This window comes from Saccharicrinis aurantiacus, assembly GCF_947489045.1.
GTDB classification, from domain to species: Bacteria; Bacteroidota; Bacteroidia; order Bacteroidales; family Marinilabiliaceae; genus Saccharicrinis; species Saccharicrinis aurantiacus.
In genome coordinates this window covers 26098-48336 of record NZ_CANLCN010000007.1, presented here as the reverse complement: position 1 = coordinate 48336, position 22239 = coordinate 26098, and the positions used below count along the sequence as shown (strand labels likewise).

Sequence of the window (22239 nt, the reverse complement as noted above, 5' to 3'; positions counted from 1 at the left end):
CTATTATCTCTTATCCATCACATCTACATACTTATTCCCTCACTATTTTAAGTACATAAGCAAAATCATAAGGCTTTTCTTTAGGCATTTTAACCACTAATGCTTCATCATCCTGGTTCCATTCAATTGCTTCTTTAGAACCAAGCATACTAATGCGTTTTATGGATCCCGGAAATAATTTACCCATCGAACTAAGGGTTCTTATTGCGACTTCCTCTCCTGGCCAATCCATACAAATGACATATAAGTTTTTCCCATTTTGGGTAAAACGGATATCCTCAGCTGTGTATTTCGGAATAAACTCGCCATGTTTTTTACCTTGACCATGATGCCCAGGGTGCGTTACTTCGGTAGGTCCTTCTCCAAAGAACACCCATGGAATGGTATTGTAGATGGCCTCTCCATTTATTTTCAGCCAATCGCCCATGGCGTAAAGTTCCTTCTTTATTGGTTCTGCAAAAGTACCATCGGCTTGTGGAGGAACATTTAATAGGATACGCCCATTTTTACTGGTGATATCCACTAACATATCCACCAAAGTGCCCGCGTCTTTCGGTTTATTAACCGGATTATAAAACCAAGTTGAATACCACTTGTAATGGCGCTGCATATTAATATCAGCCATCCATGGGGCGTACTGTAAGCCCACAAGATTACCATCTTCAATATCGCGCATACCAATACCTACTGGTATATCGTGCGATTTATAAATTACCTCAACTTCGTTATCCCACTCTATGCCCTTATTAAAAAAGTGACTAATCATTTTTTGTTGATACTTTTCAGGCGTTCCGCCAAGCTCCGGTTTGGCTTGTGGCAACCAGCGACCTCTATCAACTTGGCCCTTTAACTCCTTTCCTACAGTACCTCCAAAACCAGTATCAAACCAAATCATATCAGGCTGATATTTATCTACAGCTTCTGATATACGAGCATACCAAGCGTCGTATATAACGTCGGCCACTCTCCCATTATTCATAGTTCCATATGCTGAGTTATCCTCATACGGATTGAGATAAGTACTATTTTCCTTTGAAATTGGCCCCCACATACGCTCCCAAAAATTTCCCGTATGAAAAGAAGATATTACTGGCATTCCTCGCTTGCGCAGCTCCTTTGCCAAGCTTCCATAAATATCTACTTTAGGTCCTTTTTGCACTGAGTTCCATTCAGTAATATCGCTATCCCAATTTAATAAGCCACTTCCGTGCCATGCAACAGGGCCGCCAAACTGAGCACCAGCAGCCTGAAACAAATCGACCCACTCTTTGGCATCAAAGCGTTCCCCTTTCCATTGCTCAATTGCATCAAGCCTTGTCATTTCTTTATTGCCCGAAGCTACCTGAACTGTTTGTGGCCCCCAATGACAATAGATGCCAAACTTCATTCCATCAAGCCACTGTGGAGACTGATGCTTGCGCAGAGAACTCCAATCCGCTTCATATAGTTTTACCTCAACTTTTGCAGTGGTATCATATGAACCTGTACAGCTCAATAAAAATGCAATAAATGGTACTATTAAGTAGTTTCTTTTCATATTCAAGTAGGTATCTTAGCTTACAATTTATTACGTTCTATTTTAAGCACATAGGCAAAATCGCATGGTTTCTTATCAGGAAACTGCACCTTTAAACTTTGGGCTTTATGTTCCCATTTTATGGATGCATCACTCCCAATAAGGCTGATATTTTTTATTTCATCGGGATACAACTTTCCTTCATATCCTAGAGATTTGATTTCTATGGCTTCCGTTGGCCAATCTAAAACAATGGCATATAACACGCCATCTTTTTGTGTAAAACGTATATCCTCGGAAGTGTAACTTGGGATATCGCGTCCTTTATTTTTTCCTTGTCCATGATGACCTGTATTTTTTACGTAAGCGGGGCCTTCACCATAAAATACCCAAGGCGTAGTACTATAAATAGCTTCTCCATTTAAATTTAGCCAATCGCCCATTTTATAGAGCTCTTGTTTAATATTCTCGGCAAAAGAACCATCTGCTTTGGGAGGCACATTTAATAAAACGCGACCGTTTTTAGCGGTGATATCAACCAACATATCAATAAGCATGTTAGCATCCTTTATTTCATTTTTAGGGTTGTAAAACCAAACTGTAGGCCATACCATATGTTGCTGCATATTAATATCGGCAATCCATGGGTCGTATTGTAAACCATCAAGGTTACCATTCTCAATATCGCGCATAGCGATACCCGGAGGGATGTCGTTACTCTTATAAAACAGATCCACCTCTTTACCCCAATCAAGAGCGGCATTGAAATAACCACTGATATAACGTTGTTGTATATCTTCGCGAATGCCATCGATAAACAAGTCTTTATCCGACTGCATAATCTTGCCCTCTTTAATCATATGCTTTTTCTCAGGACCAACTGTACCTCCAAAACCTACATCAACCCAAACCATATCTGGCTGATATAATTCGTAACCCTCTGTCATTCTATCAAGCCAACCCTCTAGGTATTCAGAATTATATCGTCCTCCAGCTCCATGAACTTTAGGTGTATTACCCCTTTTAGAATAATCGTTACCAGGTTCCATGTAAGTATCATCTCTTTTACTCATCGTGCCCCACAGTGTAGTGCTATGGAATGAAGCCACAAGCTTCATATCTGCTTTTTTTATTTCTCTGGCCAACTCACCATAAATATCAATTTGAGGGCCTTTTTTTAAACTATTCCAATCGGTGATTTTACTGTCCCAATTTAAACAACCATTCACATGCCATGCCACCGGTCCCGCAAACTGAGCTCCAGCATCTTTAAACAATTGCACCCATTCAGCAGCATTAAACTTGTTACCTTTCCAATGCGTGATAGCTTCATGAGCTGGCATATCGTGCTGTTGCATTTCTAGGGTTACAGATTGTGCTCCCCAATGAGAATAAATACCAAACTTGGTATCGAGCAACCATTGCGGTGTTTGATGTTTTTGTAACGACGACCAATTAGCTTCATAATATTCTGGTTTTTCTTTGGATGGAGATGGATTAGGAGCACAAGCGGCTAATCCAATAATCAATAAAATAAATGATGTAATTTTTTTCATAGTTGTTACTATTTAATTAAACATAGTATTAAGTATAAAGAGATTCATAAGTATCTGAATTCATCTTTATACTTTTATCTTACTACTAATTTCTATCCCTATCTTCCTTAGAGAACACTACTCATAAAGCAATTTCTTATTACTAGTAAAAACAGGGTCTTTATACAATTTTGCTTGGCGTATTAATTCGCTTTGCATTTTTTTTGCAATCTCTTTATATTCTGGATTCTTATAGAAATTGATTTCTTCATTTGGGTCTTTCTGTAAATCAATTAACCATGGCTCGCTTCCTGTTGATAATACCAATTTGTATCTATTGCTCAAACTAGCAATCCACGATTGTGCTGAGCTTGTCATGTAAGTAATACGATCATCGGTAACTACTTTTTTCTTCGATGTAAAATCGCCGGAGGCATCAATCCCATGTGTTTCTTCAGTAAATTTGGCACCCATTAAACCCAAAATAATAGGTTTAAAATCGGTAGATGTAAATGCCTTATTAATCACTTTTCCCGATTTCACTTTATTCGGATAACGCAATACAAAAGGCACTTTTGCCGATGCTTCGTAAGGGTTTCCTTTATTGTGCTTGCGGTGCTCGCCCATTAAGTCGCCATGGTCGGATGTAAACAATACAATGGTATTATCGGCTAAATCATTATCATCTAAAAACTGAAGAATACGCCCCACATTATCATCAATACATTTAACCATTCCAAAGTAACGTTGCATTTTTCCCTGATCGAGTTCTTTTGCTTCGCTCTTGCCACCAACAGCTGCCCATTTTGGCATCTTATCCTTTGGTGTTTGCATGGTTTTAGGTTGTTCAAAAAATAAATTCTCATACATAGTATCATAAGGAGGGCGAACTGTGTTTGGCGTATGCGGATCAGGAATAGAAAGCATCAAACAGAAAGGTCCTTTTTTATCACGCTCTAAAACCTCTAGGCCTTTTGTGGTCAAATAATCAGTAGTAAAGTTTTCATCTGTTATCTTTTTTAAATTAACCTGCTGCCTTTGGGTCTCAGCATCATATTTGCCATAAATAATTGGTTCTCCATTTTCATCATCAAGTGCTTTCCAGTGCCCTCGGTTAAACATATACCTATTATCAGTAAACCCGAATTTACGTGCAGGTTCAAAACCAGGTTTGGCATCACCATCTAAATGCCACTTACCAATGTAAGATGTAGCGTAACCACTTTCTTTTAGTACCTCAGCAAAAGTTTGCACATCATCATACATAGGAATATCGTTTCGGTACGAACGTGTTGCAATAGGATATTTACCCGATACAAAAGAAGCCCTTGATGGCGTACACACCGGAGATGACGCATAAAAATTGTTACAGATAGAACCCTCGTGCGCCAATCTATCGATATTTGGTGTTTTTACTTCAACACCCTTTCCCCAAACAAAAGCCTGATCTTCGCTTAGTTGCTCACGGTAGCAACCTAGCGTTCTGAAATTATGCTCATCGGTATAGATGATCACAAGATTGGGCTTTTCTTGACTTTTTGCCAATTGCGGAAATAGAAGCATTAGAATGATAAGTGCTTTGAGGTAATTTGTAATATTCATGATGGAAATTTAAATATTAGATAGTGTAATTATTCTTTATTTTAATATTGTAATATACTATCATTTGAATGGTTTCATCTCCTATTTTTAGTCCTATAAACGAGGGGTATTTGAATCTACATCCTCGATATTCTAAAGGCAAGAAGAGGAATTCCATCCTTAATATTCCACTTTAATAAGGTAATGAAACCGCCTTATTTTATTGCATTACATTCACTTTTTACTTGTAACAAAACAGATGAAATCCGTCAGACATTACCCCTAAATTTAACCCCAATTTCATTAAAGCCATCGTTTAAATATGGCATAGGACAGGAGCTTCTATAGTCCTGAAAAAGTATTTTTAATGTGCGAACCATAAACCTAGTGAATCATTAGATAACACCATGCTAAAACCAAAATAAAAAAATGAAGATATGGTGTTTTAAAGTAGAGTTACATACGGAGCTTACCAAATTCTAATTATAAGCAACCATATACTCATGCTACTACTTAAAGTAGGCTTTGTAGGATAACTTAGCATAATTATAAATCCTAAAAAAAGCCTATATGAAAACGCTTTCATTACTATGTTTTAGTATATTATGCTGCATCCTTACTAATGCACAAAAGCCTGTAAAAATAACCGGAAATATAATTTCTGGAAACCCGACTGAAATTGAATTTCAGTATATGAACGATAATCCCATTTCATATTTATCCGATGACTACAAAGGCGTGTTTGTAAACCAAACTTGCACCTTACAAATTCCTACAAAACGGCTGATGAACGGACAAATGCAAGTGGGTAATTACACGCAACCCGTTTGTTTTTTTCCTGGAGATAATATCATTATAGATATAGATGGTGATTCTATACTCTTTAAGGGTAAAGGAGCCAACAAAAACAACTTTCTACAAGCAATTGAGAAAAGTGAATTCAATTCCGATTATATCTATAAAGCTTTATGTAGCGATGATTTAAACTTAGATACTTTTGCTTATCAGGTAAATCGTTTTATAGATGGACGAACACAGCTTTTATACAATTATCAGAAAACCTATCAACTTGAAGAAGCATTTATCAATTACTATTTAGCCGATATAAAGTATGCGAGATATGGTGCCATTGAAAGTGCCAAACGTTTCTACTGCCACAAATACAAAATAGATAGCGACTCGGTAAAATGGCCTCAAATATATACTGAAAAATATGATCTATCTCTACTAAATGACCACGATACAAAATATAGTATTTATAATGATTACATAGCAAGTGTAGTACACGAAATAAGCGAGATAATTAGAATTAAAGATGATAAAATAAGTAAAGATGATGCCAAATTTATTGCCATTAACGACTCTTTATCTGGTAAAACAAGGTCATATGCTATGGCAGCACAAATACAGTCTAAACTAAGTGAATCTAATTATGATCAAAAATTTATTGATGCATTTTATAAACTCAATAACGATGAAATTGCATCCTACGAAGTGGCCACTGCCATTAAAAAATATAAAACCAAACAATCCTTACTAGGTCAGCCTTTACACCCAGAAATGGCTAATGCCATTGTCGTAGATAGTGCAGGTGTAAAATCCACTTTTGGCGAAATGATGACACAATTTAAAGGAAAAGTAGTATACCTAGATATTTGGTCACCATATTGCGGCCCATGCCGAATGGCGATGCCACATTCTAAAAAACTTAAAAGTAAACTTGCCAACAAGCCTATTGAATTCGTATACATAACTGTTGATGGAAATAATGATAATCTTTGGGATACATTATATGAGGTATCACAGACTAAAGACAATCATTACCTGTTTGAAAATGGATTTGACTCAAGCCTTCATAACTTTATGGAAATATTCTGGGTTCCTTGCTATATGATTTTTGATAAGGATGGTAAATTAGCAAATTACAGTGCTCCGCGGCCCACTGAAGTAAAAGACGGTGAGGAATCCGATTTGGAGAGAGAGTTAAGATCTATACTGAATAAATAATTATAGCTATTCAGTAGAATAATTATTACCCAGTCTTTATCCATTTTAATTACTTATTTTACATTTTTGCACCTACTCTATTTTAAAACTATGAAACTTCTCAAGCTCATCATTCTCGTATTCTGCTTTTCCATTAACACAATGGCGAGCAACACGCCATCTGATATTCAATACCACATAAAACAGGGGGATACCTTTATGATAAGAAGCTTGCAGCTTCAAGATTTACGCGGATGGAATCCGAATTCTTTAAAAGAATCATGGTATAATGAATACTTCGTAGCATTTAAAGCGCTCAAGGAATATCCGGACTCGACTGAACTACAAGCTGAAATAGTGAGGGCTATTACTCATAACTCTTATCATCATTTTGATACACATACGGGCGCACTTCCGTTTATTGAAGAGGACTTCTCTTTATTGAATCAGATTGGCGATAAATATAAAATAGTAGTTCAATCCGATGGTAATATAAGTACATCTCAAGCCCTTAACAAAACTGCGTTAATACCATCTGATGAAAAGGACTTTGATAAATATATCAGCAAAAAATCTGAAAGCTATTATTTTGGCAAGCAAAACTTTATAAAAGACATAACGCAAGGTGCATTTCCGCTTAGCTATGATGCGAAACAAATGAAAGACTCGATAATTAGAAAGGGTGATACATCAATTCCCATGGGATATCTTACCAAAAAAGATTCCTTACTATTCTTTCAGCCTGCTTATTGGCATCCAAAAATACTTGATACCAACTACATGAATAGTCCGTGTGAAGGGCCACTTCTATTTTCGCAAAAGAAAGGCCGCTTTACTAAAGGTAGGTACACCTATGAAACAAAGAACATACCTTATCATAGAGTCGAGTTTATAGATGACACCATAAAAGCCGCTAATACAACTTTTAAACTAAGCGGAACTATAAAAAACTTAAATGCACGCAAGCTTAGCCTATACATTCTCAATAAATATCCTGATAGTTATTATTTTCAGTTCGACTCTTTAGAAGTGGATGAAAGTGGATATTTTAACTGGACTTTCCCTTTAAATAGAGCTTGCGAACTTAATTTTAGAATAGGCGATGTTGAAGATGAAAATTCAATAACTAAACAATTCTTCTTTGAACCTGGAGATAACGTCATTATGAATATTGATGCCAACAATGCACAAAATAGCTGGGAGTTTTCAGGAAACAATGCTACTAAATTCATTTTACACGAACAGATTAAGCATCAAATTAACCTATTACAATGGGGAACTTACACTTCTGTTGACCACCTAAAAACCGAAATGCTTCAATTACAAAATAAACTAATAAAGGAGACTGAAACTAAAAACATATCGGCGCTCAGCAAACAACATTTAAAAGCAAGCATTTATTTTGGATGTTATAATGCATCCCTATTCTGTAATCAGAAAGGTTACTTTACAAATGGTTATGATAACAATTGGCAAAATACATTTTTAGCTGCAGCAGATTTTAATACTTACGGTAGTTATTCATCAAACGAAATGAGGGAATATATAGGCTCGTTTTTACAATATCAGTTGAATCAAACTACACAGTGTTGCGGATTTAAAAAGAATCAGATTAATTTATTCAGTACCAATGCTACAAAAGATCAGTTTACCTTGGCTAAACTTATTTTTAAAGACGATGTGCTATATTATGCCCTTGCCAATCAAATACAAAAACTGCTATTAAATAGAAACAACAGCGATGCACAAGAATTGGTGAAAGATTTTTGCCAAATGTACCCTAAAAGTGAAATTGCCACTTACTTTAAAAACGATATTGGTGATGCCCTAAAAATACAAAAAGGACTTGCGGCACCCAATTTCACATCACTCACACTCGAGGGTAAACAAGTAAACTTAAGCAACTATAAAGGCAAATGGGTATACTTTAAGTTTATTGATTCCGAGGCTGATATTGAATTACAAAGTGTAAAAGATCTAGGAAATTATTTTAAGCAATTAAATGACAAGCGAGTTAAACCCTTGTTGATTTTAACGGATAAAGTAATTACTTCCGAAAAAATAGATTCTTTAACTAAATACTATAACGGAACTATTCTTTGTAATCCTAACTGGCAGTTTCCTTCTACAAAGCCTTACGGCATTTCTTCCAAACACGCTAGTTTCCTGATAAACCCTAATGGAATAATAGAAAGTACTTCGTACTTTTTACCTACCAATGTCGAAGGATACGATTCTTATTTAACAGAATCTATTAATTGGCTACAAAGTTATCTCGACTTACGCGAAGATGATTTTAATACCGTAGAATTCAACAAGAGTAATTTAGTTTGGGGAGTTTTAGCATTTATTACTCTTACAATTATAAGCCTATTGAGTGTATACTGGTGGCAAAAACGAAATAAAGCAATAGCGCAACACAAACGCGAGAAGTTAGACTTAGAGCTCAAAGCCATTCGCTCGCAGCTCAACCCACATTTCATGTTTAACACCCTTAGCTCAATTCAGCATTTGGTAGGCGACAATAGAAATAACGAAGCGTCGCAATACATTGGTGAGTTTTCGGGCTTAATGCGACAGGTATTGCACAACTCCAACAAAAGTATGATATCGCTTAACGAAGAAATTAAGGCAAGCCGTACTTACTTAAAATTAGAATCGCTGCGTTTTAATTTCTTTTATCATATCGAGGTGGATGAAAGCCTCGATTTATTCAACACCGAGGTACCGGCCATGTTATTGCAGCCATTTATTGAGAATGCCGTTATCCATGGTATATCATCCTTACAAAACAAAGGAGAAATACGCATTTGTATAGCTAAAAATAATGGCGTAATAATGTGCTCAATCGACGATAATGGCAGTGGCTATTATCCTGTAGAAGAGAATATGATCAATGGTCAAGGTATTAAGCTATCGCAAAAGCGTTTTAATATGATTTACCATGCATCGGATAATCATCAGAACATAAAAATCCTGAATAAATCGGATATTAACAGTAAAGAAAAAGGTACTTTAGTAAAAATTACTTTACCCCTTGATGATGAATAAACCAACAAACATATCAGCTATTATTGTTGATGATGAACCAAACAATTGCCAATATCTTAAAAATAAGCTTAACCAAAACCACCCAAACATCACTATTATTGATATTGCACACAATGCTTTAAATGGTGTACAGCTTATTACAAAACACAACCCTCAATTAATATTTCTGGATATTAAAATGCCAGGAGGTAGCGGTTTCGATATGCTTGATGCCATCCCCAATAGGAACTTTGAAGTGATTTTTACCACCGCTTTTGATGAGTATGCCATAAAGGCCATTCGTTTTTGTGCTTTCGATTATCTACTAAAACCATTAAACGATACTGATTTAAACCAAGCCATTGAGCGTGTAAGTCAAAAAATTACTTCGGCGCAAAGTAATTTGCAAGAACAATGGGAAACATTAGATTTAAATAACAATGCAAGTGAAAAACGCATTGGGCTCCCCTCATCGGATCAAGTACTATTTGTTAAAACCAAAGAAATTATTCGCTGCAAAGGCGATAATAATTACACACATGTGTATTTAATCGATGGATCAAAAGTTTTAGTATCGCGCACGCTAAAAGAGTTTGAGGAATTATTGAGCGACGAAGGTTTTTTGCGTGTACACCAGTCGCACTTGGTAAATAAATCGGAAGTAAAAGCTTACGTTAAAACGGATGGTGGTTATCTGCTAATGCACGATAAATCGCAAGTAAGCATCTCGCGCATGCGTAAAGATACAGTGGTAAAAGCCTTGGGTTTTAAATTATAACATTTCTCAAACCCCTTGATTTTACTAGTCCCCCGGTATATTTGCCCCCTCCGCTAGTACATTTTATATACTCCACCACTAAATTATAGTAGCTTTCCACTAGTTTTTGGTCTATTCCGAGTATTATTTACCCATCTCTGGGTATACTTTTGGCAGTTTTCCGCATGTTTTGTATAGTCCGCAGCTAATTTTATGGCCATTCCTATTAAAAAAAGTAAGTTTCAGAGCTTAAATAAGTAAAATCATACAACAAAGAAACCCACTAGCTTTTCAACCAGTGGGTTTCTTTGTTATTAAAATCCATCTACTATCTCGTTACTGTTCCCATTGGGAAAGTCTCTGCTACTTTATTCATGAAGTCATAAGTTTTATGATCCATTGCGTCCTCCATTACAGGTGCTACTAAAGGCTTAAACATAAATGGAGCTGAGCTATTATCCGGACTTGGCTCAATGGAGATCACCACTGTGGTTCCTGATAAATCAGTAGGGAATGTTAAACCATCAGGAGCATTTTGAATAAAATCTTCTCCCGGGAAACTTGGCCCTAGGTTATCAGTACCGCTGTAAGGTGCTGCATTATCAGCCATATCAACCTCGGTAAAAGTACCTGTGCTCACTGGCATTCCATCAATTACAGCCCAACCTTCGTAGGCCCATCCACTTGGTAGTTCAGGTAAATTTAAACCTACTGCAGGTGCACCACTCTCTAAGCTTAGGAACCAAACACCGCTCAATTCATCTTCCATTGAGTTTGTTGTTGGTGTTGCTAATATGTATTTACCAGCTGCGCTTTTAAAAGTACTACCTAAAGCTGCACCATGGCTAACACTCACATCTGCTGACGACTCTGAAAAACTACCACCTAGTATTTTTATTGCACTCGGTGCCGGATCATCATCGTTAGCTGGTTCAATAGATAGTACAAAATCAGTAGCTGCTATTAAGTACATTTCATCAACGGTAAAAGTTGTTTTTGATAGTTTACCATCATCATCAACAGTAAAGGTACCTGTACTTACTGGCTTACCATCAACTACAATCCAACCCTCATACACCTCATCGGCGCCTAGGTTTTCTAAGTATTTAATATCGAGTGTTAGCATATTATCAAGCATAACATCATCATTGTCATCATCGTTATCACATGAAATAATAAATAGTGATAAAAAAAGAACTGCTAAAGGAAATCTAAATCGTTTCATAATTAAAGTTTTTATTGAGTTATTATTTTGATTCAAATTTCCTGATTAAGTATCACGATATTATCACGGAAGTATAAAGTTTTAAAAAAGTGGCAATTAATTTTAGTTTATGATAGAAATATGAAGTAGAACAAAGGGCCCAGTTAAAGTATATAACTGGACCCTTGATTATTTAAGATTTACGTTTTTATTGAATAAAATACCTTAACGCTTTCCTAGCTGCAAATAAAAATTAACAATTATTTAAGCACTATAAGCAGGCAGTGTAAAGTGGAAATTGGTTATTTCATTAACGGTACTCTCCACCTTAATTTGCGATTGATGCACCTCTAGAATATTCTTTACTATGGCTAATCCAAGGCCGGTACCTTCAATGCCTTCTTTTTCTTTATCCACCTTATAGTAGCGATTAAAAATATTAGGCAAATCTTTTTCGGGTATACCTTCACCAGTATTCTGAATGCTCACATTTATTCCTCCATCCACTTTATCAACCAACAACTTAATATGACCATCGGCTGGCGTATACTTAATGGCATTATCGAGCAAGTTCTGAATAACCCGATCCATCATAGCCAAATCGCCATAGGCCATTGGTATACCTTCACTAATTACTGATTCAACACTTATGTTTTTATTATCGGTTAATAACTTCGATTTTAAACAAGCATCACTAATTAATTCTTGCACAAAGAACGGCTCTTTTTGCAATTGCACTTGTCGGGCTTCAAGCTTCGATAATTCAAATAAATCGGCCACCAAACGCGTTAATTTTTCGCTGCTTTTATGAATCACCTTCATGTATTTAATGGTATCCTCCTTACTCAAGCTATCCGATTTCATCAACAGTGTTTCAATGTAGCCCTGAATAATGGCCAGCGGATTACGTAAATCGTGCGATACATTGGCTATTAATTCCCTTCGTAAACTATCTACTTGCTTAAGCTCATCAATATTTTTAAGGATGGTATCAGCCATATCGTTAAAATTGGTTGATAACACCGACAATTCATTTTGTTTATTACTCACAGGAATGCGCGCATGTAAATCGCCATCAGCAAACTGCTTTACCGTTTGTATAATCACCCGAAGGTTACGGGTAAGCACCCATATTAAAATTAAACCAATGGTAAAAGCAGCTATAAGAGTTAACAGAAAAGAATTTACACCCAACTTAATCCAATAACTATTGGATACCAAAGCATGTGTAGTTTCATACTTTTCGCTGGCTAATACTATATATACATATCCTAAAAACAGACCATCCTGATGTACTTCAGTGGCCGAGAAAATTGTTTCCTCACCTGGGTTACGCGGATCATCGCCCAATACATATTGTTGCCCTTTGCTGCCTATAAAACTTTTAATGGGTGCAGTATTTACTCTACTCAATTTCACTTTTTTATCAAGCACCACAAAGGATAATATTTCGCCATCAGGACTCACCAAATAAACCTCTATACCAGGGTTTACAGCCATCATAGAATGCATAATCACACCCAGTGATTCCTTATCAACTTCCCCATTTTTAAAGGGTGGAGATTCCTTTACCAAATAATCAGCCACCTCAGCATTTAGCCTTTGTGTGGTTTCGTTATAGTATTTATCGGTGGCATAAGTAACAATTACTATGTACGAAATTGCCAATAGCAAAAGCACCAATAAAAAGGATAGCGACAAGCGCCAGTATAAGCTTTTTCTGAAGTTTATTATTCCCATGAGATTTTCTTCTTAAGTAATAAAATGAACATATTAAAACAATAGATCTAGACCATAGCATCATAAATAACAATATCGTATTGGGCTGTCTGCCCAAACCTGACTTCTTTTTTTGTCTTGATGCAAAAAATAGAAGCAAAAAAAATCAAGGCTGCTTTTCAAAAGGCTTTCTTATTTACCTAAACCTTAAGTGCGGCCAGACGATTTTCGAGCGAAGCTCTCAACTTTCTGGTCTTACTAAAGCTTTAGTTAAAACGATAACCTTTTGAAAAGAGGCCGACCAACCAAGCTCCTTATATGATCCCTTTATAATAAATCACTAACAATCTAAAACCTATTCATCTAACATCTAATCTATATCATCATTAAATCGGTAACCTACACCCCAAGTGGTTAATATGTACTTGGGATTGGTAATATCTGGTTCAATTTTAGCTCGCAACCTGTTAATATGCGAGTTAACCGTATGTTCGTATCCATTAAACTCGTATCCCCATATTATTTTCAGCAGCTGATCTCTATCGTAACTTCGCCCGGGGTTTTTACAAAGCAGCACCAACAAATCAAATTCCTTTGGGGTAAGTTCTATTCGCTCACCATTAAGTATAACACGATGTTTGAGTTCGTCAATCACCAATCCCTCAAACTGATGATGCGTACTTTCTTTACTTTCGGTTTCTTGCTTGTTTACCTCTTGCCTGCGCAAGATGCTTTTAACACGTGCAATAAATTCGCGGATACCAAAAGGCTTGGTTAAATAATCATCGGCCCCCGACTCTAAACCCAATACCAAATCAATTTCTTCCGACTTAGCCGTAAGCATTAATATTGGGGTATGGTTATCCAGGGCACGCAGTTTTTGGCAGACTTGAATTCCATTCATTCCAGGCAACATAACATCAAGCACAATTAAATTATACTGATGCTCCATGGCCATATCAAACCCTAGTTTACCATCGTTGGCAATCTCAGTGGAACAATCTAAATCACTTAGGTGGATGCTTAACAAATCCGTTATGTTTTCATCGTCTTCTACTAATAATACTTTTGTCATAGAGCTGAGTTTATTGATAAGCTACTTAATACCAAACCACATTTATGATAAAAAGGTTTAATCCAAAGTATTTATGTCCTTAAAAACAGATAGCATATCCCATTTTTGTAAAGGTATGATATAAGTATCACAGAATTATCACGGAATTAAAATGCGAAGATGGTTCTTGAAAAGCAGAAGAAACAGCAATTATAAGTAACTAATTAAAAGTCCATTTTAAGGGGATTAAACCTTAATTGAAATTTTTAATTAATTTGCATGCTCAAATTATATACATGAAAACGATTCCAACACATTATTATAAAAAAGAATGGTACAAAGACATCGAATTTAAGATGGATGAAATATCAGATGTTTATGAAAGAGTTGGAGAAAGAATATTTAAGCCACACTGCCTCGATTTTCATCAATTCTTTTTTGTTTCTGATGGAGAAGGTGAGCACGAAGTGGATTTCGAAAAATTTAGCATCAAAAAAAATACACTAATTCCATTAATCAGTGGACAAGTACAAAGTCATATTGCAGACCAAAATATTAAAGGATTTACGATTGTTTTTACTTCCAATTTCTTAATACACGAAGAAGTTAATCTAAAATATTTATTTAATTCACTCACCTTTAATCCGTTTATTAAACCCATTCAAATTCAATGTGATGATGAGCTCGTCACACTTATCATGATGCTTAAAAAAGCATTTATCAACAACAATACATTTGAATATCAAGAAGTACTCCGCAGCTATCTTAAGCTTATTATTTTAAAAGTTGAGGAAATTAAACGACAGTCTGTAGGATCTTCAAATGATTTACCATTTAACGTATACTCTAGCTTTTATCAGGAGCTTAGCCACCACATTAATTACAAAACTAAAATAGCCGACATATTTAAATTATTAAATACTGATGGCAAAAAAATATCTGCTGCTCTTAAAAAAACGGTAAATAAAAGCCCCAAACAACTGCTCGACGAGAGAATTGTTTTAGAATTGAAGCGCTTATTATCTTATACCAATTTGAGTATAAAAGAAATTGCTCATCAATTAGGATTTGATGAAGCTGCTAACATGGCAAATTATTTTAAAAAACATGTGGGCTGCTCACCCTCTGCATTTCGAGAATCAATAAAAATCATCTAAAATTTATAAGATTCAACCCCATATTTATAAGCTTATTCTGAGTGTTTTTTTTCTTATTGAAATCAGGTAAAATCAATGTAAAACTAGATTTTCATCCTGAAACAAAGTAACTTCTGGATAAATTTAAAATCCAGTTCAAGAGCTACTTATGCAATACGAAATTTCTAATACGTAAAAATAAAACGCAAATCATGGAAGAACACAAAGAACATGCAAGCAAGTGCCCCGTTACAGGTGCCGTAGGAAAACACAAACACACAGGAGGCGGCACTCAAAATAGAGATTGGTGGCCAAAGCAATTAAAGCTAAATATTCTGCGTCAAAACTCTAGCTTATCTAATCCAATGCATGATGATTTTAATTATGGGGAGGCTTTTAAGCAACTAGATTTTAAGGCTCTTAAGTCCGATCTTCATAAACTAATGACGGATTCGCAAGATTGGTGGCCTGCTGACTTTGGCCATTATGGTCCTTTATTTATACGTATGGCTTGGCACAGTGCAGGAACCTACAGAACTGGCGACGGCCGTGGTGGAGCAGGAACAGGTCAGCAACGTTTTGCACCTTTAAACAGTTGGCCCGATAATGGTAATCTCGACAAAGCACGTCGTTTACTTTGGCCTATAAAACAAAAATATGGCAACAAAATTTCTTGGGCCGATTTAATGATTCTTACAGGTAATGTTGCTCTCGAATCAATGGGATTTAAAACCTTAGGTTTTGCTGGTGGTAGAGCTGATGTGTGGGAACCTGAAGAGGATGTATACTGGGGTAACGAATCGGAGTGGCTTGAGGGCAACCAACGTTATTCTAAAGAAAAAGACTTGGATAATCCATTAGCCGCAGTGCAAATGGGATTAATATATGTAAACCCTGAAGGTCCTGATGGAAATCCTGACCCTTTAGCCGCAGCAAAAGATATTAGAGAAACTTTTGCGCGCATGGCAATGAATGATGAAGAAACAGTGGCCCTTATTGCAGGTGGGCATACCTTTGGAAAAACACATGGTGCTGGTGATGCAGCTCACGTTGGCCCTGAACCTGAAGCTGCTGATTTAGAAGAGCAAGGTTTAGGTTGGATGAGTTCATTTAAATCAGGTAAAGGTGGCGATACAATAACAAGTGGACTTGAAGTTACCTGGACACAAACACCTGCCAAATGGAGTTATTACTTTTTTGAAAACCTATTTAAGTACGACTGGGAATTAACTAAAAGTCCGGCAGGTGCACATCAATGGGTTGCCAAGGATGCTGGAGATATAGTTCCTGATGCACACGATCCTTCTAAAAAACATGCTCCTACAATGCTTACCACTGATTTATCTTTGCGTTTCGATCCTGAATACGAAAAGATATCTCGCCGTTTCTATGAGTACCCATTGGAGTTTGCTGAGGCCTTTGCAAAAGCATGGTTTAAGTTAACACATCGCGATATGGGTCCAAAAAGCTTGTACCTAGGGCCCGAAATTCCATCTGAAGATTTGCTATGGCAAGATCCTATTCCTGCGGTAAATCACACACTAATTACCCCTGAGGATGTTAAGGGTTTAAAGAAGATGGTATTAGAATCGGAATTAACCGTGTCAGAATTAATTTCGACTGCTTGGGCTTCAGCATCGAGCTTTAGAGGATCTGATAAGCGTGGTGGTGCCAATGGTGCACGAATTATGCTTGAGCCACAGATTAATTGGGAAGCCAATAATCCTTCACAACTTAAAAAAGTATTGAATACATTAACTGTAATTCAACAGGCTTTTAACGAGGCACAAAGCGGAGACAAGCAAGTTTCGATGGCCGATTTAATTGTACTGGCAGGTTGTGCTGCTTTGGAAAAAGCGAGCAAAGATGGAGGTTACGATATTGAAGTACCATTTACACCTGGCAGGATGGATGCTAGCCAAGAGCAAACGGATGCAGAATCTTTCTCTGTACTTGAGCCTGTTGCCGATGGATTTAGAAACTACCTAAAACAAAAGTATGGAGTTAGCACTGAAGATTTATTGGTAGATAAAGCACAACTATTAACCTTAAGTGCACCAGAAATGACAGTTCTTTTAGGTGGAATGCGTGCTTTAGATGCCAACTATAACAATTCAGAGCATGGTATATTTACGGATAAAAAAGGCGTATTAAGCAACGACTTTTTTGTGAATATTCTGGATATGAATACTGCTTGGGTGCCTTCATCAGAAGACAAGGAATATTTCGACGGGAGAGATCGTAAAACTGGCGCTATTAAATATACGGCTACTAGAGCGGATTTAATATTCGGATCAAACTCAGAATTGAGAGCCTTAGCAGAAGTATATGGTAGTTCTGATGCTGAAGAAAAGTTTGTTATCGACTTTATTGCTGCATGGGATAAAGTAATGAATTTAGATCGATTTGATTTAAAATAAAGACAGCTTATAAATAGATTAGAGAGATGATTCATTTCATCTCTCTAATTTTTACATTACACCCTCAAGCAAGGGTTTTTCAAACTCTAAAGTGACTTTAATGTCACCTTAGCTATATCTATTTTACATTAGGCCTGTTAGCATTCCGTGGTAGTACATTGGTTTTAAACCATGCTTTTTCAGCATCCACCACATACTTCTATCAACACCCGGATCTAACATAGAAAAACTTGGCATCACTTCCTTATCGTACCCAAACTCACACATCAATACTTTCCCGTATTCAGTAACAATAGGGCATGCAGTATATCCATTGTATTTCTCAGTTGGTGTTTTGCCTTCCATAATGGCAATTAAATTTTTTGCAGCAATTGGTGCCTGTATGCGTATGGCAGCACCGGTTTTACTAGTTGGTAACGACGAAACATCACCCAACGATACAATATTAGAATATCTATTATGAATCATTGTATACTTATCTACGTCAACCCAACCCCCATGTTTTAGGTCGCCTTGTTTGACTACTACATCCGATTTTTTTATAAAATCAGGCGCACTCATTGGTGGTACAAAATGTAAGAAATCGTAATCGAGATTCACTTTTTCGTAGTTGGCATCAAAAGGAGTGGCCGTTAATGTAGGAGCTGGTAATTTTTCAAACACTGCTTTTTTAGCATAGGTATCTACCGATACCAAACGATGTTGAAAATGCGGTTTAATTTCTTTCTGCTCAAACAACTCTTCTAACCTATCGCCAAAAACAGCAGGTTTAAACAAGCTACCACTATTGGTATAAAAATTAACCTGCTTTCCTTGACGTGCCTTCTCATTACGCAAATAATCTTCGGTCATGAAAGCAATCTTTTTAGGAGCACCACCACACTTAATTTTGGTATAAGTATCTGCAAATACAAGCTGTGCATCCTTTTTCTGAGGTAACTTAGTAATGGCTTCATAACACTTTTGTGCACCATTAAAATCGTATATACAATGCGCGTTCCCCTTGCCTAATTCCTTACGTGAAATGCCTTCAATTAAATCAAAATTCAATTGTCCGCCAGGCACTAACACCATGTAATCGTAATCAACTACGCCTGATTTTTTGGTGGTTAAGGAGTTATTTTCAGGATTTAGTTCTTTTACCGAATCCTGAATCCACTTTACATTGCGAGGTAATAAGGACTTGGTATCTTTTACCACATCATCCGCATCAAAAACGCCTCCAGCAATCATTGTATACCCAGGTTGGTAATGGTGCTTTACATTGGGTTCAATTATGGTGATATCCTCATCGTGAATCATTTCACTCAAATAAGCGGCCATTGTAATACCTGCAGCTCCACCGCCTACAATAACGATTTTAGCTTTTACATTGCTTCGTTTAAAATATTTATAAGAACGTTCGCTAATAACTAGTCCGCCTAAACCTAAGGCACCAATTTTTAAGAACTGCCTTCTTGATGTTCCATTACCTTTTTTCATAACCTTAATCAGATGTGTTTTGTTTAATAGCTCCAAATATGACTAAAGAATAAGGATAGGTATTTATAAAAAAATGCCAATTGCTTATAAAAAAACACTATTTGATTCGTTTCTAAACTGAAGGGGACTGATGGATGTATGTCGCTTAAAATAGTTAGACATATTGCAAACCTCATCAAAATGAAGCTGATAGGCAATCTCTTTTATGGTCATATCTGAGTGAACCAATAAACGTTTAATCTCCAAAATGAGGCGTTCATCTATAAAACTTTTTGTGGTTCTTCCGGTCTTCTTTTTTAAGAGGCGATTTAATTTTTTGGGTGTAATTTTTAACTCATCCGCTATATCAACCACTTTTAAACGATAACTGATACGCTTGTTTAACAACTCATAAAAATAGCAATCTTCAAATATATCTGTTTCTACGTCATCATTAACCTCGTCGAGGTTTTTGGATTCTAAATTAATAATCAAAATTTTCAGGTGACAACGCAAGAGCTCTTCGTATTGAAAAGAATTGCATTTATTTTCAAATGCTTTTATAATACTTTTTACTTGTTGTTTAATGGTTTTAGTTACTGCAAAAACAGGTGAGGATACATGAGGATTTAGCAGAATAGAACCATAGAGGTAACACAGATTTACCTTCTCTTTTAACAAAAAATCAGAGGTGAATTTTATAACATCCCCTTTCATCACAACATTTCTATCGTATTGTATTACTTGCCCAAGAGCTACTGGGATAATTATATTATCGCGCAATAAAATTTGTTTAAAATCGATGGAAAGAATACCACTTGCTTTTTTGGCATGAATGAGAATATAAAACCCCATTGTATGCGGCTCATATAACGACTCGCCTCTAAGTTCCTCTACTTTAGATAATGAATTGATATCGAATCCATCAACCCGCTTCAAGCTATATTTAAACTGATGTTTAGGTATATTCGTGTTTTTCATAAATCATTAGTCCCATATATGGAGGTGAGGTTCAAGGCGTGTCAAAATATAGAATATATATTGATTATACAAGATCAATGTTATCCTAAATAATATTACGTATTGGGCTGTTTGCCCAACTTCATCCTGAAACCATTAAGAATACTCAATTCTTAATCGTCCCGATGCCTTGAAGCAAGAAACGGAACCTGCCTGCCGGCAAAGGCAGGGCAAAGAAATTTCTTCAAGATTATTGCCACACTCAGCATTATTCAAGTGAACTTGATACTGCGTTCGCTTACGGCAATAATTCAAGGCTGCTTTACAAAAAACTTTCTTATTTATTTGATGCTTAAGTGCGGCTGGCGGATCTAAGAGCAAAGCTCTCAGCTAGCCAATCTTACTAAAGCCTCAAATAAAACAAAAGCCCTTTGTAAAGAGGCCACCCTAACAAGGCGCTTAATTAAAATCTTATAAAAACACACATTCAAAAAAGACTATTCGCGAACAGCTTAGAAATAAATTAACAAATCATTTCGGTCGCTATTGAAACAAGATTATAATACACAATAACGCCTAGCGATATGCAATATCTAATTTTAATATGTGTTTTTGTCTGAAGTATACCCATCGAGATTAACCACCCATCTGAACATTTCGTATACACGAATGAGTCATCTTGCAATATTTTGTGAGATATGGCACATTTTAACTGCGAAAAAAGCACCTACACCAAATAAAACAGTAATACAGGGTAATTTAATGCATCACAACATTGTGATTATAGGTAATTATGTATTAATATTGTGAGAAATTAAACCGTAAGGTGACACAATTGTCACTTTAATCATATTTATCTCATGAATATTTCTGATCAAATAAGAATCTTTCTACGCAATAATCCGTCTTTAAGTATCTCAGGTTTGGAGAAAGAAGCGGGAATTACCGATCGCAACCTATCCTATTTAATGCACGGTAGGGTGAAAAAGATAAAAGCCGAATCACTTGAAAGCATCCTAAGCATCTTAAAAAAATATGGTTTTGAACCACAAGAAGGTGCTAAAGTAATTTCTATTGTGAACAATAAAGGCGGTGTATCAAAAACAACACTCACTGCAAATATTGGTCGTGGATTGGCTGAGCGTGGTTACAAGGTTTTATTAATTGATAATGATCCCCAAGGAAGTTTAACGGATATATTGGGTACTTATTCGCACACCGATGAAGAGGGTGAAGAATTATACCACAAACAAGATTCAGATGTTGAATTATACAACTGTATGCTATTGGAGGACAACCCTCGTTATGTGGATCCTTTAGAGTGTAGATACGATGCTTTGGTGGGCGGACGTAAAAAACTCGATTTTCATATCATCCCTTCTACCCTACTGTTACAAAACCTTGAAAATGAACTCACCTCAATGGGTGCCGTTGGCTCATTCAGACTCGATCAGGTATTAAAAAAGGTAAGTGGAGAGTATGATTTTGTGCTGATTGACAACCCCCCGGCCATGAATATTTTGGTTACCAACGCCATTTTAGCGAGCGACAGCGTGCTGATACCAGTACAGCCCGAGAAGTCGGCCGTACAGGGGATTGTAAACCTGATAAAATTCATAAATTTACAATCGTCGGTAAAACAAGGCACACTTTCGTTGGAGGGTTTATTATTCACCTTGGTAAAAGCAAACACCATGGTGCACAAAACCAACATGGCCTACGTAAGAGAACACATTACTGATATCAGAGTTTTAGAAACAAAATTCTCATCGCGTACTCAAGTACCTAAAAGTGTTCAGCGAATGAAAACATTGTACGATGATCATGAAGCCAATGAATCGCGAAAAGAAATTGAATCGATAATTAAAGAATTATTGTAA

14 protein-coding genes are annotated in these 22239 nt (G+C 36.4%); 6 read left to right on the top strand and 8 right to left on the bottom strand.

Translation table 11 applies throughout. The annotated features are described in order from the left end of the window. Positions 1-31: 31 nt before the first annotated feature. The 3 genes from QMO11_RS09865 to QMO11_RS09855 form a co-directional block, all read right to left on the bottom strand. On the bottom strand, positions 32-1537 hold the full coding sequence (locus tag QMO11_RS09865) for an alpha-L-fucosidase (RefSeq protein WP_282037090.1): 1506 nt from the start codon (positions 1535-1537) through the stop codon (positions 32-34). A 20-nt stretch (positions 1538-1557) separates the two neighbouring features. Then, positions 1558-3072, bottom strand: coding sequence for an alpha-L-fucosidase (locus tag QMO11_RS09860; protein ID WP_282037089.1), 1515 nt, complete (start codon positions 3070-3072; stop codon positions 1558-1560). 117 nt (positions 3073-3189) lie between these two features. Next, complete coding sequence (locus QMO11_RS09855; protein ID WP_282037088.1) at positions 3190-4653, bottom strand: sulfatase-like hydrolase/transferase; 1464 nt, start codon at positions 4651-4653, stop codon at positions 3190-3192. 549 nt (positions 4654-5202) lie between these two features. On the opposite strand from QMO11_RS09855, the gene QMO11_RS09850 reads away from it, so the two are divergent. The 3 genes from QMO11_RS09850 (at position 5203) to QMO11_RS09840 (ending at position 10426) form a co-directional block, all read left to right on the top strand. Continuing rightward, positions 5203-6639: a TlpA family protein disulfide reductase gene (locus QMO11_RS09850; RefSeq protein ID WP_282037087.1), complete on the top strand. Its 1437-nt coding sequence runs from the start codon at positions 5203-5205 to the stop codon at positions 6637-6639. 90 nt (positions 6640-6729) lie between these two features. Then, on the top strand, positions 6730-9669 hold the full coding sequence (locus QMO11_RS09845; protein ID WP_282037086.1) for a histidine kinase: 2940 nt from the start codon (positions 6730-6732) through the stop codon (positions 9667-9669). Then, positions 9662-10426, top strand: a complete 765-nt coding sequence (locus tag QMO11_RS09840) for a LytR/AlgR family response regulator transcription factor (RefSeq protein WP_171973127.1) — start codon at positions 9662-9664, stop codon at positions 10424-10426. The genes QMO11_RS09845 and QMO11_RS09840 overlap by 8 nt, the downstream gene beginning before the upstream one ends. A 307-nt stretch (positions 10427-10733) precedes the next feature. Here QMO11_RS09840 and QMO11_RS09835 read toward each other — a convergent pair whose 3' ends face one another. From QMO11_RS09835 to QMO11_RS09825, 3 genes are all read right to left on the bottom strand, one after another. Then, positions 10734-11630 (bottom strand): anti-sigma factor, encoded by an 897-nt coding sequence (locus tag QMO11_RS09835; RefSeq protein ID WP_075601571.1) that lies wholly within the window; start codon positions 11628-11630, stop codon positions 10734-10736. 243 nt (positions 11631-11873) lie between these two features. After that, positions 11874-13349 carry a sensor histidine kinase gene (locus QMO11_RS09830; RefSeq protein WP_282037084.1) on the bottom strand — a complete coding sequence of 492 codons (1476 nt, stop codon included), beginning with the start codon at positions 13347-13349 and terminating at the stop codon, positions 11874-11876. A gap of 349 nt (positions 13350-13698) precedes the next feature. Further along, positions 13699-14403 carry a response regulator transcription factor gene (locus tag QMO11_RS09825; protein ID WP_282037083.1) on the bottom strand — a complete coding sequence of 235 codons (705 nt, stop codon included), beginning with the start codon at positions 14401-14403 and terminating at the stop codon, positions 13699-13701. 275 nt (positions 14404-14678) lie between these two features. Between QMO11_RS09825 and QMO11_RS09820 the strand changes: the two genes are divergently transcribed. Together QMO11_RS09820 and katG are read left to right on the top strand one after the other, a co-directional pair. Continuing rightward, positions 14679-15539: a helix-turn-helix domain-containing protein gene (locus QMO11_RS09820; protein ID WP_282037082.1), complete on the top strand. Its 861-nt coding sequence runs from the start codon at positions 14679-14681 to the stop codon at positions 15537-15539. A 191-nt stretch (positions 15540-15730) separates the two neighbouring features. Further along, positions 15731-17938: a catalase/peroxidase HPI gene (gene katG / locus QMO11_RS09815; RefSeq protein WP_282037081.1), complete on the top strand. Its 2208-nt coding sequence runs from the start codon at positions 15731-15733 to the stop codon at positions 17936-17938. A 123-nt stretch (positions 17939-18061) separates the two neighbouring features. Here katG and QMO11_RS09810 read toward each other — a convergent pair whose 3' ends face one another. Beyond that, positions 18062-19420, bottom strand: a complete 1359-nt coding sequence (locus tag QMO11_RS09810; RefSeq protein ID WP_282037080.1) for an NAD(P)/FAD-dependent oxidoreductase — start codon at positions 19418-19420, stop codon at positions 18062-18064. 84 nt (positions 19421-19504) lie between these two features. Continuing rightward, a complete protein-coding gene (locus QMO11_RS09805; protein ID WP_282037078.1) occupies positions 19505-20380 on the bottom strand; it encodes a helix-turn-helix domain-containing protein in 876 nt (291 codons plus the stop codon). A gap of 839 nt (positions 20381-21219) precedes the next feature. On the opposite strand from QMO11_RS09805, the gene QMO11_RS09800 reads away from it, so the two are divergent. Next, the gene (locus tag QMO11_RS09800) at positions 21220-22239 is read left to right on the top strand and encodes a ParA family protein (RefSeq protein ID WP_075601566.1); all 1020 of its coding nucleotides are present in this window, start codon (positions 21220-21222) and stop codon (positions 22237-22239) included.